This window comes from Halorubrum sp. GN12_10-3_MGM (genome assembly GCF_005435235.1).
Lineage (GTDB): Archaea > Halobacteriota > Halobacteria > Halobacteriales > Haloferacaceae > Halorubrum > Halorubrum ezzemoulense.
The window spans coordinates 59,393-72,259 of sequence record NZ_SGUB01000011.1; the positions used below are offsets into that span (position 1 = coordinate 59,393).

12 protein-coding genes are annotated in these 12,867 nt (G+C 72.0%); 3 read left to right on the plus strand and 9 right to left on the minus strand.

Annotated elements, in window-relative coordinates; genetic code table 11:
* Positions 1-124: 124 nt before the first annotated feature.
* Together EXE47_RS10000 and EXE47_RS10005 are read right to left on the minus strand one after the other, a co-directional pair.
* On the minus strand, positions 125-469 hold the full coding sequence (locus EXE47_RS10000; protein ID WP_049930796.1) for a DUF5802 family protein: 345 nt from the start codon (positions 467-469) through the stop codon (positions 125-127).
* Between the two features lie 144 nt (positions 470-613).
* The gene (locus EXE47_RS10005; RefSeq protein WP_049930795.1) at positions 614-1,540 is read right to left on the minus strand and encodes an NADP-dependent phosphogluconate dehydrogenase; all 927 of its coding nucleotides are present in this window, start codon (positions 1,538-1,540) and stop codon (positions 614-616) included.
* Positions 1,541-1,695: 155 nt separating this feature from the next.
* On the opposite strand from EXE47_RS10005, the gene EXE47_RS10010 reads away from it, so the two are divergent.
* Positions 1,696-2,172 carry a cupin domain-containing protein gene (locus tag EXE47_RS10010; protein ID WP_089308607.1) on the plus strand — a complete coding sequence of 159 codons (477 nt, stop codon included), beginning with the start codon at positions 1,696-1,698 and terminating at the stop codon, positions 2,170-2,172.
* A gap of 36 nt (positions 2,173-2,208) precedes the next feature.
* Here the strand turns inward: EXE47_RS10010 and EXE47_RS10015 are convergent, their stop codons facing one another.
* Positions 2,209-3,447 carry a threonine synthase gene (locus tag EXE47_RS10015; RefSeq protein ID WP_089308608.1) on the minus strand — a complete coding sequence of 413 codons (1,239 nt, stop codon included), beginning with the start codon at positions 3,445-3,447 and terminating at the stop codon, positions 2,209-2,211.
* 267 nt (positions 3,448-3,714) lie between these two features.
* On the opposite strand from EXE47_RS10015, the gene EXE47_RS10020 reads away from it, so the two are divergent.
* On the plus strand, positions 3,715-4,461 hold the full coding sequence (locus EXE47_RS10020; protein WP_089308648.1) for a helix-turn-helix domain-containing protein: 747 nt from the start codon (positions 3,715-3,717) through the stop codon (positions 4,459-4,461).
* Positions 4,462-4,530: 69 nt separating this feature from the next.
* On the opposite strand, the gene gcvPB is transcribed toward EXE47_RS10020, so the two are convergent.
* The 4 genes from gcvPB to fen all read right to left on the minus strand — a co-directional run bounded on the left by gcvPB (position 4,531) and on the right by fen (position 8,985).
* Positions 4,531-5,961 carry an aminomethyl-transferring glycine dehydrogenase subunit GcvPB gene (gene gcvPB / locus EXE47_RS10025; RefSeq protein WP_089308609.1) on the minus strand — a complete coding sequence of 477 codons (1,431 nt, stop codon included), beginning with the start codon at positions 5,959-5,961 and terminating at the stop codon, positions 4,531-4,533.
* Entirely contained in the window at positions 5,961-7,289 is a 1,329-nt protein-coding gene (gene gcvPA, locus EXE47_RS10030; protein ID WP_089308610.1) for an aminomethyl-transferring glycine dehydrogenase subunit GcvPA, read from the minus strand. The genes gcvPB and gcvPA overlap by 1 nt, the downstream gene beginning before the upstream one ends.
* 137 nt (positions 7,290-7,426) lie before the next feature.
* Entirely contained in the window at positions 7,427-7,810 is a 384-nt protein-coding gene (gcvH, locus tag EXE47_RS10035) for a glycine cleavage system protein GcvH (RefSeq protein ID WP_089308611.1), read from the minus strand.
* 197 nt (positions 7,811-8,007) lie between these two features.
* The gene (gene fen, locus EXE47_RS10040; RefSeq protein WP_089308612.1) at positions 8,008-8,985 is read right to left on the minus strand and encodes a flap endonuclease-1; all 978 of its coding nucleotides are present in this window, start codon (positions 8,983-8,985) and stop codon (positions 8,008-8,010) included.
* A gap of 153 nt (positions 8,986-9,138) precedes the next feature.
* On the opposite strand from fen, the gene fer reads away from it, so the two are divergent.
* Complete coding sequence (gene fer, locus EXE47_RS10045) at positions 9,139-9,792, plus strand: ferredoxin Fer (RefSeq protein ID WP_049930784.1); 654 nt, start codon at positions 9,139-9,141, stop codon at positions 9,790-9,792.
* Positions 9,793-9,828: 36 nt separating this feature from the next.
* On the opposite strand, the gene EXE47_RS10050 is transcribed toward fer, so the two are convergent.
* Both EXE47_RS10050 and EXE47_RS10055 read right to left on the minus strand, forming a co-directional pair.
* Positions 9,829-12,018 (minus strand): DHH family phosphoesterase, encoded by a 2,190-nt coding sequence (locus EXE47_RS10050; protein WP_089308613.1) that lies wholly within the window; start codon positions 12,016-12,018, stop codon positions 9,829-9,831.
* 108 nt (positions 12,019-12,126) lie between these two features.
* A complete protein-coding gene (locus EXE47_RS10055; protein WP_089308614.1) occupies positions 12,127-12,738 on the minus strand; it encodes a YIP1 family protein in 612 nt (203 codons plus the stop codon).
* Positions 12,739-12,867: the final 129 nt, after the last annotated feature.

Consider the following 12,867-nt stretch of genomic DNA (forward strand, 5'->3'; position numbering starts at 1 on the left):
GGTCGCTATGCCGGTCGGTCCCACGCGCAGTTCGACTCGACGCGCGGGCCCGCCCCTATCGGTCTCCGGGCGCTACCGCCGCGGCCTTCGCCGTTCGCGACTCCCTCAGACACGCGGCGGCGTCCTACGCGTTCACGAACGGCTCCCACCCCTCCCAGCGGAGGAGCGTCTCGGCGCGGTCCGCGTCCGCCAACAGCACGTTCCGCCGGTCCGGGAGCGTCTCGTCGGCGAGTCCCTGCGGAATCGCGAGCGTGCCGCTCGGTACGTCGTCGTCGCCGCCGACCGGGATGTGGCCGCCGTCGACTTTCATGACGAGCGGGGCGTCGAGTCGCTCGACGCCGTCCCCGTCCGCGTACAGCTGCTCGTTGACGTGTTCGTGGTCCGCCCGCCGGATGACGGCGCGCTCGCCGTCATGGGGTTCCACGTACAGTTCCCCCAGGTAGTAGCCGCTCGAGAATCGCTCGAACATTCTATGCGTGTCAACACCTACCACGACCATACATAAGTGTTTCTCGGCCGTGACCGGCCCTGATAATCGGGGACGGAACGCGCCCGGTTCTCAGTCAGCGTCCTCAAGCGCGCCGTGACCGAGCGGTCCGCGGGGTGCTCGCCCTCACTCCTCGTCCGACCGCCGCGCGACCTCGTGGCGACCGAACCCGTACCGGAGTCGGTTCGCGAGCCGTCGCGAGAAGCGGCCCTCGTTGCGCGAGTCGAACCGCTCCGCGAGCGCCTGGTAGATGATCGGCACCGGGACCTCCTGTTCGAGCGCCTCCTCGACGGTCCACGTCCCCGTCGAGCCGCCCGCGACGTGGTCCGCCACGTCGCCGAGCTCCGATCCCTCCTCGCGGAACGCCTCCTCGCAGAGCTCCAAGAGCCACGACCGGATCACCGCGCCGTTGTTCCACGTGCGCGCCACCGACTCCATGTCGAGGTCGTAGCGCCCGTCGGCGAGGAGCTCGAACCCCTCGCCGTACGCCTGCATCAGGGCGTACTCGACGCCGTTGTGGACCATCTTCACGTAGTGGCCCGACCCGGACTCGCCCATGCGGTCGTGGCCGTCCGGTCCGGTCGCCACCGCGTCAAACACGGGTACCATCGCCTCGTAGGCCCACGCCGGACCGCCGACCATCAGCGAGAAGCCCGCCTCCGCGCTCGCGGGGCCGCCGGAGGTGCCGCAGTCGAGGTATGCGGCGTCGGTATCCGCGGCGCGCCGCGTGGACGCCTCGAAGTGGGAGTTGCCGCCGTCGACGACCACGTCGTCACCGTCGAGGTACGGTTCTAGGTCCGCGAGCGTGGCGTCGACCGCGTCGCCCGCGGGCACCATCAGCCAGATCCGCTTGCCGGCGTCCTCGTCGCCGCCGGACCGGTCCAGCCGGTCGCAGAGGTCCGCGAGCGAATCTGCGGGCTCCGCGCCGTTCTCGGCCGCCTCCGCGGTCGCCTCTGCCGAGAGGTCGAACGCGACCACGTCGTGGCCCGCCGACAGCGACCGGTTCGCGACGATCTGCCCCATCCGCCCGAGTCCGATGACCCCGAGTTCCATACGCGAGGCGTGGCGGGGCCCGGCCGTAGTGGTTCCGGTTCGCCGGGCGACCCCGGGCCCGGGTCAGTAGCCGATCTCGGCCTCGGGCTGCCGTCGTCGACGAGCGGGAATGCGGTCTCCCGAACCGTTTTTAGCTCCCGCGGAGTGCCGGGGTCATGGGACGCGTCAACGAAGGCGACCTCGACTGGAGCGAGACGGACCGCGGCGGGACCCGATTCTGCCGGAAGCAACTGGCCGAAGCGGCCGACGGCGAGGCGATCGGCTGTAGCCTCTACGAGCTCCCCGCCGGGGCGAAGTCGTGGCCGTACCACTACCACACCGCCAACGAGGAGGCGCTCTACGTCCTCGCGGGCGAGGCCACGCTCCGCCACGGGGGAGAGACGGAAGAGATCGCGGCCGGCGACTACGTCGCCTTCGCCGCCGACGAGTCGGGCGCGCACCGCGTCGTCAACGAGGGCGACGACCCCGTGCGCTACCTCGCGCTGTCGACGATGACCGAGCCGGACGTGACGGTGTACCCCGATTCGGAGACGTTCGGCGTCTTCGTCGGGTCGCCGCCCGGCGGCCGCGACGAGCGCTCCTTGTCCGGCTTCCACGAGATCGACGACGCGGTCGACTACTGGGAGATGTAGCCGCTCCGGCGACTGGGAACTCAGGTGCCCGAGAGTTCAGACTCCGTCGCGCTCGGCGGCCGCCGCCTCTCGCTCTCCGAGGTGCGCGCGCAGCGCGTCCACGTCCTTGTTGCCCGCGCCGGTGTTGAGCAGGACGACGGTGTCGTCGGGACCGAACTCGCCAGATTCCGCGAGCGCGAACGCCCCCGAGACGGCGGCCGCGCAGGTCGCGCCCACCTCGAGCCCCTCCGTGCGAGCCACGTCGACCGCGGCGTCGAGGATCTCCCGGTCGGTCGTTGCCACCGCACCGCCGTCGGACTCGCGGACCGCCTCCAAGATGAGGTGACTCGCGCCCGGATCCGGGATCGCGATCCCGTTGCACGCAGTGTCGACCTCGTCGGCCGCGAGCGGCTCGTGGCGGTCCGCCCCGGACTCGTAGGCGCGGACGACCGGGGCGCAGCCCGCGGCCTGCGCGGCGTACATCGGGACCAGTTCGTCGGTCCACCCCAGCTCTCTCGCCTCCCGGGCGGCCTTGTGCATCCCGACCAGCCCGACGCCGCCGCCGGTCGGGTAGACGACCGCTTCGGGGGTTTCCCAGTCGAGCTGTGCCAGCAGCTCCAGTGCCATCGTCTTCTTTCCCTCGTGGCGGTACGGCGTGACGAACGTCTTCGTCGAGTACCACTCCGGGTTGTCAGCCATCGCCTCGGCGTACGCTTCTCCGGCGTCGCCGATCTGGGAGCTGCCGTCCACCGGGTCGGTAACGGTCAGGTCCGCGCCGTGGACCTCGGTCATCGCCTTCTGGGTGAACCCCGCCCGCGAGGGGAGGAACACGTGCGCGTCGAGGTCTGCGCGGGCCGCGTACGCCGCTGCCGCCTGCCCCGCGTTGCCCGCGCTGTTCAGGGCGACCTCGCTTGCGCCGTGCTCGCGCGCCGCCGTCATCGCGGCCGCCTGCCCCCGGTCTTTGAACGTCCCCGTCGGGTTCGCGCCCTCGTCTTTCAACAAGACCCGCCCCACGCCCATCGCGTCCGCCAGCCCGGGACACTCCACGAGCGGGGTGGCCCCCTCGCCGAGCGACACCGCGGTCTCGGCGGGGAACGGGAGGAGCTCGTCGTACCGCCACATCGACCCGTCGGGGCGGGCGTCGAGCGTCTCCGGCGTGAGCCCGACGCGGTCGTAGTCGTACGTCGGGTCGAGGATGCCGTCGCAGTCGGGACACCGGTGGGTCGCCGCCTCCGCGTCGAACGTCTCCCCGCAGTCGACGCATGTCAGGCCGACGAACGCGTCCGTGGTCTCCATGCCAGCGCGCCCGGGCGCCGGGGCCTTCGGTGCTGCGGTCGCGGCGGTGTCGGCCCGACCACCGAAGCGGCCTCGCTTCGGCGACCGAGACGGTCACGTTTCGGCGAGCGAGGCGGCCCGCGGTCCGCCCGCCTCTGCCCGGGGTACTTAGGTCCGAAACGTATGAAGCGGTAGGCGGAGGGGAGTCGGGACGGTACTCCCACGGGAGATGCGTGTACCAGCGACCGCCCGGACGGCGGGTCCGTGGGGTGGAGCGAGGTGGAAGCGATGAGTCGGACGGTGCTCCGGTTGGACCTCCCGACCGGGTCGTGGCTCGCCGACGCGTCGCGGGGCGTCCCCGCGGCGACGCTCCGGATCGCGGAGACGATCGCCGTCGACGGCGACGCTCCGGAGACCGCGGCGACCGTTCGGGTCGCCGGCACCGACAGGGACCGCGTGGAGGACATGGTCCGGGGCCACGAGCGCGTCGCGCGCGTGACGGCGGTCGAGCGCCGCGGCGACGTTCGCACGCTCCGCGTGGTCGGCCGCGCCCCCGTCTACCTCCCCGCGGCGCGGGCGGTCGGCCTCCCCATCGAGTCGACGGTCGAGGTCGCCGACGGCCGCGCCACGGTGACGGTCGTCGGCGATCGGGACCGGATAGAAGCGTTCGGGCGTCGGCTCGCGGACGACGGGGTGACGGTCGGCGTCGCCGCGACCGGGGGCGACGAGCCGGATCGGACGCTCACCGAGGCGCAGCGCGACCTCGTCTTCGCGGCGGTCGAGAGGGGCTACTACGACACCCCGCGGCGGTGTACGCTCACGGAGCTGGCCGAGGCGAACGGGATCGCGAAGTCGACGTGCAGCGAGACGCTCCACCGCGCCGAGGGACGGGTGATGCGCCGGTTCGTCGACGGCGAGGGGCCGTTCGACTCGCCGTCGGACGCCGAGGGCTGGCCAACGGCGAAGCGCGCGCCCCCCGGGGCGGCCTTGCTCGAGGCCGACGAGCCCGACGCCGACAAGCTCGACGCCGACTAGTTCTGCGTCGACGGGCCCGGCGCGACCGGGCCGCGGGTCGGCCGGTCGGTTCGCGTGTGTGCGAGCGTGCTATTCCCCGTCGAGCGCCTGCCACGAGAGCCGCGGGTCCCGCGCGGCGCCGACCTGGTCGATCCGCGCGGCGGCGGTCCGGTTCGGCGCCGCGTCGAGCGCCTCGTCGGTGTCCGCGTACGCGAGGTTGAACGCCTCGGCGAGGTCGTCGAGCGAGGACTGCCCCTCGATCTCCGTCGGCTCGGTCAGCATCGCCTCGGGGACCATCTCCGGCCACTTCGTCGTCGGCGGGTGGACGCCGAAATCGAGCATTCGCTTCGCCACGTCGGCCGCGTCGCGGTCGCCCGCGGTCGCCGCGAACTCGTGGTGGAACGGGCCGAAGGGAACGTCGAGGTCGATCCGCTCGGCGAGGTAGTTCGCGTTGAGGACGGCCTTCGCCGCCGCGTCGGCGAGCCCCTCGTCGCCCAGGCGGGCGACGTACGCGTACGCCTTGATCAGCACGAGCCAGTTGCCGGCGAAGCCGTGGACCCGGCCGATCGTGCGGTCCGGCTCGAAGCGCTCGTACCCCGACCCCGTCTCGGCCTCGCGGACCCGCGGCGTCGGGAGAAACGGCGCCAGTTCGTCGACGACGCCGACCGGGCCGGCGCCGGGACCGCCGCCGCCGTGCGGCGTCGCGAACGTCTTGTGGACGTTGTAGTGCATCACGTCGAACCCCATGTCGCCGGGCCGGCCGCGGCCGAGCAGCGCGTTGAGGTTCGCGCCGTCGTAGTAGAGCAGGCCGCCGGCGTCGTGGACGATCTCCGCGATCTCGGTGATGTCGCGCTCGAAGAGGCCCACCGTGTTCGGGTTCGTGAGCATCAGCGCGGCGGTGTCGTCGCCGACGGCCGCCTCCAAGGCCTCGAGGTCGACGCGCCCGTCCTCGCCGGAGGGCAGTTCGACCACGTCGTAGCCGGCGGTCGCCGCTGTCGCGAAGTTCGTCCCGTGGGCCGACGCCGGGATCACGACCTCCGAGCGGTCGTTGCCGTGGTGCTCGTGATACGCCTTCGTGACGAGGATCCCCGTCAGTTCGCCCGCCGCGCCCGCGGGCGGCTGGAGCGTGACGGCGTCCATCCCCCCGATGTCGGCGAGCGCCTCCTGGAGCCGGTACTGGAGTTCGAGGTTCCCCTGCGCGGAGCGCGCGGAGCGGTCGGGGTGGACGGCGGCGTTCGGGTCGGCCGCCACGTCCTCGGTGAACTTGGGGTTGTACTTCATCGTACAGCTCCCCAGCGGGTACGGCCCCGCGTCGATGGCCCAGTTCATCTGCGAGAGCCGGGTGTAGTGGCGCGCCGTCTCCGGCTCCGAGGGGTTCGGCAGCGTCAGCTCCTCGCGGGTCAGGTCGTCCGGCAGTGGAGAGCCCTCGCGCACGTCGACGGTCGCTTGCCCCTTCTCCGAGAGCAGCGGCTCCCGGACGTCCTCGCCGTCTCGCTCGTAGTTCGCTTGGTCGTGGATCATCAGAGCACCTCCTCGAAGGCCGCGACGAGCCCGTCCGTCCGTTCCGCGTTCAGGTCAGTGACGCACACCTGAAGCAGGTGGTCGTCGATCGCGTGGACCGCGAACCCCTCGGCCTCCAGGTCCTCGGCGACCGCCGGGGCGGGCTGGTCGACGTGGACCACGAACTCGCGGAAGTGGTGACGGTCGTGGACGGGGGCGGTCGCGCCCGACAGGCCTTCGATCCGGGCCGCCAGCGCCTCGGCGTCGCGGACGCAGTCGTTCGCGAGGTCGACGAGGCCGTCGGGCCCCAGCGTCGCCGCGTGGATCGCCGCCCGGAGCGCGACCCACGCCTGGTTCGTACAGATGTTCGATGTGGCGCGCTCCTTGCGGATGTGCTGCTCGCGCGTCTGGAGCGTCAGCGTGTACGCGCGGTCGCCGTTCGCGTCCTCGCTCGCCCCGACGAGCCGACCGGGGACCTGCCGAAGGAAGTCGTCGCGGCAGGCGAAGATGCCGAGCCCCATCCCGTAGCTGGTCGGCAGGCCGAGCGAACCGGCCTCGCCGACGACCACGTCGGCGCCGACCGACGCGGGCGATTCGAGCACCGACAGCGCGACGACGTCGGAGCCGAGCGCGAACAGCGCGCCGGTCTCGTCGGCGAGGTCGCCGATCGCCGCGAGCCGCTCTTCGAGGCAGCCCCGCACCGTCGGGCTCTCGGCGTACAGCATCACGACGTCGTCGCCCGCGCGGTCCGCGAGCGCGTCGACGTCGGCCGTGCCGTCCGCCACCGGGTACGTCTCGACGGTCATGTCGGCGCCGTCGCAGTAGTTCTCCAGTACCGCCCGCTTCCCCTCGCGGAGCTGCTCGGGCACGAGGACCACGTCGCCCGATGTCGAGCGGACGCGGTCCGCCAGCGTCGCGGCCTCGCCGAGCGCGGTCGCGGCGTCGTACATCGAGCAGTTCGCGACGTCGAGCCCGGTCAGCTCGACGAGCATCGACTGGTACTCGAAGAGCGCCTGGAGGAACCCCTGCGACACCTCCGGCTGGTACTGGGTGTAGCTCGTGAGGAACTCCGCGCGGTCGGCGAGGTGGTCGACGACGCTCGGCACGTAGTGGCCGTAGTGCCCCCGGCCGAGGAACTCCGTGAGGTCGTCGTTGCGCGCGAAGATCCGCGCGCACTCGTCGCGGATCTCGCGTTCCGTCCGCGGCTCGATGCCGAAGTCACCGTCGAAGGCGACCGGGTCGGGGATGTCGAACAGGGCCTCCTCGTCCTCGACGCCGATCGCCGCCAGCATCGCCGCGGTCTCCTCGTCCGTGTGCGGTGCGTACGGGGTGCCGTTGGCCCGGCTCATCTGGTCGCTCCCCCGCGTCCCCGGGCCGTCGCCCGGCCGTCGTTCGCTCCTCGGTTCGCGGCTCGTCGGTCGAAACGTTGCGTTGTCATGATCGGGTGCGGTGTCGAATGTCCGTCGTCGGATCCGGGTCGGCGCGGTCAAGCGATCTGCTGGTCGTACTCGTCGGCGTCGAGAGTCCCATCGGCGTCGCCGCCCTCAGCCGGGTCGACCTCGAGCATCCACCCCTCGCCGTACGGGTCCTCGTTGACGAGTTCGGGGCGGTCGAACAGGGCTTCGTTGACCGCGACGACCTCGCCCGAGACGGGCGCGTACAGGTCCGACACCGCCTTGATCGACTCGACGACGCCGAACGACTCGCCGGCGGAGACCTCGTCGCCGACCTCGGGGAGCTCGACGAACACTACGTCGCCGAGCTCGTCCTGCGCGAAGTCGGAGACGCCGATCCGAACGGTGTCGCCGCCGGTCGTCGCCCACTCGTGCGATTCCAAGTACCGTCTGTCGTCGGGAACGTCGAAGCTCATTTGTCGGGGTCGCCGCGGTCCGATCGGGTTCCGGTCCGCGACACGTGTGAATCATCCTTCTGACGACGAGGAAATAAAAGGTGTGTTCGCGGCGGTCGAGCCGGGGAACGGCGGCCCGGAGCGCCGGATCGGTCCCGGCGTCTGAACCACCTCGACCCCGGCGTCCGAGCTCCTCCGTCACCCGCCTCGGCGCCCCGTCAGGTCCACCGATCGAGCCCGGTCTGGACCTGCGACTCGGCGATGCGCTCGAACCCCCGCTCGACCTCGCCCGCGGCGACGCCCCACTCGTCGACGACGTACTCGCGGGCGGCCTCGACGTCCGGGTTCACGTCGGCGTCGACCGCGACGTCCTCGGCCGGCGGGTCCATGAACAGCTCCCGGATCGCCTCGGCGTTCGGGATCTCGGCGTCCCGGGCGTCGAGGACCCCCCACAGATCGCCGTGTTCCGCGATCGCCTTCACCGCCGTCTTCGGCCCGATCCCGCGGACCCCCTCGTTGAAGTCGGTGCCACAGAGCATCGCGACGTCGACGAGCCCCTGCCGGTCGAGGCCGAGGTCCTCCAGGGTCGCCGACAGGTCCATCAGCTCCGGGTCGCCCTTGCTCGTCAGCTGACGGAGCGTCGTCGGCGCGCCGAACAGCAGCGTGTCGTAGTCCTCGCTGCCGGCGTGGTCCACCATCCCCGTCGCGGCCATGTGCGCGCACTGCGCTTCCCCCTCCGCGGGCGCCTCGACGACGGGCACGTCGAGCAGTCCCAGCAGCTCGCGGGTCGTCTCCTGTATCGTGTCCGTGAGCCGCTGCGTGCGCGCCTCCAAGCGCGCGGCCTCGACGGCGTCCCCGCGCTCCTCGGCGGCTGCCCGGCGTTCCTCGGCCGCCTCGCGCTTCTCGCGGCGCTCCGCTACCTCGTCGGCCTTCAGGTCGGTGACCGCGCCGTCGAACACCATCACCGGGATCAGGTCGTGCTCGAAGAACTTCGGAAGCCCCTGAACGACCCCGATCAGGTTCGCGACCTCGACGCCGTCGGCGGTGGTGTACTTCTCGTCGCTTGTCCACTTCACCGTCGTCGTGAGGTACCGGTACAGCCAGTTGTGCGCGTCGACGGCAACGACGCCCCCCTCGATCTCCGCGAAGGGCGCGTCGCGGATCGACGCGAGGTCGCGCAAGTCGGCGTTTCCCATTACCCGTCAGTGGGGCGCGTCGCTGTTAAACGCTGACGGGTCGGGGGGACCGGCGGCGGTTCGCGGCCCGCAGTCGCTTCGGCTCCCGCCGCGATCCGCCTGCCGACTTCTGGGCAGTTTATGTGCGTCACGCGCGTACGGCGAGGCGTCTGAATGGTTTCCCCGTTCGAGGTGTTGGAGGTCGACGAGGACGCCGACGACGAGGCGGTCGAACGGGCCTACCGCGAGCGCGTGAAGCGTGCGCACCCGGACCAGGGCGGCTCGATCGAGGAGTTCCAGCTCGTCCGCCGAGCCTACCGCGAGCTGTCCGAACGCGACGGGAACGGCGACGCGGGCGACGGGACCGACCCGGCTGACGTCGACCTCACCGAGGGCGACGACGCGCGCGAGCCGCGGTCGACCCGCGTCGAGTTCCTCGACTACGAGGCGGTCGTCGACTACGGCTGGTCGCTCGAGGACGACGAGCTGTTCCGGAAGGCCGCCCACGCCGACCTCGGCCCCGACGCCCACGGTCGCCTGCTCGTCCACGCGGACGAGAGTCTGCTTGAGGCGGCCGAGCGCAGCGGCTTCGCGTGGCCCTTCTCCTGTCGCGGCGGCGCCTGCGCGAACTGCGCGGTGTACCTCGCCGAGGGCGAGCTCTCGCAGCCGACCGACCACATCATGCCCGACGACCTCGCCGAGCGGGGGTTCCGGCTCTCCTGTAACGGCTACCCGCTGACCGACGAGCTGTCGGTCGTGTTCAACGTGAAACAGCGTCCCGAGCTCGACGACCTCATCCTCCCGCCCGGGCCGTTCACGCGTCGCTGACTCCGCCGCGTCCGAAAAAGCTGACCGCGTGACGCCTCAGAACGACTCGGAGACGGCGGCGACGACGGCGTCCTCGACCTCGTCGCGCTCGCCGGAGAGGAACTCTATCTTCCCCTCGCGGACGCCGGCGGTGGCGATGTCCGCGCCCGGCGCGAGCTCGGCCGCGCGGTCGGCAACGTCGCGGACGGAGACGTCCGCGGTCGTGCGCACGTACAGCTCGTCGGTGCCGACGCCGACCGTCGCGAACGGCTCGCCGTCGGCGCGGCGCCGGTGGAGGTCGTCGAGGAGGAGGGGCGTCGGCGGGAAGTCGTACCGGTGGGTGTAGCCGTCGGTGTCGAGCAGGGCGAACTCGACGCCGTCGACCGCCTCGGTCACGACGTTCGCGTCCGCGGTCTCGACCTCGGCCTCCAGCTTCTCCCGGAACTGCTCGGAGACGTGCGCCGCGAGGTCGCCGCCGTCCGAGAACAGGAGGTCGGCGATCAGCTCACGCTTGTCCTGGTACGACTGGTAGTACGCCTCCAGCGCGACCGCCTCGCGGAGCTCGGCGACGCGCTCGGCGTCGTAGCCCGCGTCGCGCGCGAGGTCGACGTACCGATCGGGGGCGTCCGCCCAGTAGCTCACGGCCGGCAGGTGTCGCAGGTCGGCGCGGACCCCGTCGTTGATCGCCGACGCGAGCGAGGCGACGAGCGCGCCCGTCGAGAGCGTCTCGTCGCCGTCGGCGTCGGCCAGCTCCGGCGAGACGAGCGTGTCGACCGCGTCCCGCGTCTCGGGGTCGGCGACCGCGGCGTCGACGACGACCGCGTCGACCCCGTACACCGACAGCAGGTCGATGCCGTCGGCGGACTCGGTCGTCGATCCGGCGCCGACGAGGAGGAAGAGCGGGAGCTTCTCGTCGTGGCGGTCGCGGTCTTGGAGCATCCGCGTCGCGTCGTTGGTGGCCGCGTCCATCCCGTACACCGGCTCGTCGAGCGGGCGGCGGGTGAAGTAGTGGTACTCCGCGTCGCTCTTCGCGTGCTCGTCGCGGATCAGCGGGAGGACGGCGCGCTCGACCGCGGCGCCCGCGACGTAGCCGTCGGCGGTCGCCGGGTGGCGCACGACGATCGGGCGCGATTCGAGGACCGCGCGGCGGACCGCCTCAGCGGCGTCGAGCAGGTCGTCAGCGAGCTCGGCGACGGTCTCGTCGCCGGCCAGCGGCTGGAGCCCCTCGGGGCGCGCCTCGTCGGTGAGGGCCTCGGCGAGGCGGCGGCGGACCGTTTCGGCGTCCTCGCCGTCGAGGAGGACGAGCGCCTCGGACTCGACCTGAACGTCGCCGCGGTGGCTCTCGACCTCCCCGTCGACCCGCACCGCGTCGCCGACCTCCACGTCCGGGTGCGCCCGGACGCCGGGCTCGACGAACGCGGCCACGTCGACGGCGCCCGTCGCGTCGCTGACCTCGAACACCGTCGGGCCGCCGGTCTGGCGGACGCCGACGACCTCGCCCTCGATCCGGACCGAGTCTCCGACCGCGTCGCCGAGCGACGTGATCGACACGCGCTCGGGCTCCGGTTCGTCCACGTCAGACTCGTCCGTGTCTGTCTCCGCGGACGCCTCGTCTTCTGCGGTCGTCTCGGACGCGGGCTCCTCCGACGCGTCCGCGTCGTCCGATCCGACGCCCTCGTCCGCGGCCGCATCCGCTTCAGGAGCGTCCGTCGATTGGGACTCACTCGGCTCCGCATCGGCCTCTTCGGCCTCCTCGCTCGGCGCCTCGGGTTCCGCGTCGGCTTCCGTCTCGTCCTCGTCTGCGGACTCCGCGGCGCCAGCGTCGTCGTCGGCTTCGGACTCTTCGACGTCGTCGCCCGACGCCTCGTCGGGGAGGTGCTCGCCGGAGGGCTCTTGTACGAGGACGCCGCGGAACTCGCGGTCGGCCTGTCGAATCGACCAGCCGAGGTCGACGTTCCCGTTGTCGCGGACGCCTTTCACTTGGACGAACACGTCGTCGCCCGGCTCCCAGTCGAGGCTGTCGAGGCGACGGTCGAGCTCGGAGCGGTGGAGCAGTCCGGTGACGCCCGGCGCGAGGTCGACGAACACGCCGAACTCGGCGTATCCGTCGACGACGCCCCGGTAGAAGCGGCTCGGAACCAGGTCGTCGGGAGAGTCGCCGCGGAAGTCGAACGCGACGTCTTCTTGGTGCGAGTCGCAGACGCGACCGCCCCCGACGTCGGTGCCACAGATGATACAGGATCCCATTTGAGTACACCGAGAGTCTCGGGCCTAAAACGGTTGTCGAAAGCCGGCTCGGCGACTCGATCGGAGCGCGGCGGGTTCGCGGTCGTCACGCCGCGACGGCCCGACGCGTCAGGCGCCGAGCAGCGTTCGTCCCGCCGCCACGACGCGGTAGCCGACGCCGTACCCGAGCGCGGCGGGCGGGATCGCGGCCGCAACCGTCCGGACCGCGCCCAGCCCGTGAACCGCGCGGAACCCGACGAACAGCAGCACCGCCGCGTACGCGCCGCAGAGGACTCTGAGTTCGGGTATCGCCGGGCCGGCCAGCGCCATCGGCGAACTCGCGTACGCGACGACCTGGACCGTCTCGCTCACGCCGCCGCGGTCGCGCAGCGAGAAGCTCCCGTCGGCGACCTCGACGCTCGCGACCACGACGGAGACGGTCGCGACCGCGGCGGTCAGGTGGAGGCCGACCGGCGCCGCCAGCGCGACCGCGACGAGGAAGACGACGAGGTCCGAGAGGAGCCGCGAGGAGGGGACGACGACGGGCACCGCTCCGGAGTCGGTCGCGATCAGGCCGAGCGTGAACGCGGCGGCGACCGCGACCGCGAACGTCAGCGCCGGAGCCTGGTCCCCGGGCGTGATCCCGTTCGCGAACGCCCGCCGCGGACGAACGAGGACCTCGATCCAGGTGCGCGCGATCCCTCGCGGACCGCGGGGGCGTCCGCCCGCCGAGTCGCTCATCCGAGTCGTCACGGTCGGAGTTCGGCCGCGCGGAATAACCCGTTTCCGGTTCGATCCCGAGTCGGTGGGCAGTTCGACCCCGCGTCGGTGGCTGGTTCAGCCACGCGTCCGTCCCGAGCCGGGCCCCAC